Below are 354 nucleotides of genomic sequence, written 5' to 3'. Positions count from 1 at the left end.
TTTTAGAGGACTGGACAATCTCATCGCAACGGCGAGAAGTAATAAGGTGGCGGTATGCCTGGGTTTTCAGGACTTTTCGCAATTAACAAGAGATTACGGCGATAAGGAAAGCAAGGTTATTCAGAATACCGTCGGTAATGTTTTCAGTGGGCAGGTTGTAGGCGAAACGGCAAAGAGCCTTTCCGAACGCTTCGGTAAAGTGTTGCAGAAACGCCAGAGTATGACCATCAACCGAAATGATAAATCTACTTCTATTTCAACTCAGTTAGATAGTTTAATACCGGCATCTAAAATATCGACGCTAACACAAGGGATGTTTGTAGGAGCAATTTCAGACAATTTTGATGAACGTAT

General features: G+C 42.1%; 1 protein-coding gene. It reads left to right on the top strand.

All coding sequences use genetic code 11. The features are described from left to right. Positions 1-354: TraM recognition domain-containing protein (locus QWI17_RS18100; RefSeq protein WP_302723932.1), on the top strand; the 354-nt coding region annotated here is incomplete at both ends.

The organism is Gilvimarinus gilvus, from assembly GCF_030518155.1.
GTDB lineage: Bacteria > Pseudomonadota > Gammaproteobacteria > Pseudomonadales > Cellvibrionaceae > Gilvimarinus > Gilvimarinus gilvus.
Note: the sequence above shows the minus strand (reverse complement) of the source record. Positions and strands in the feature narration are given on the sequence as shown.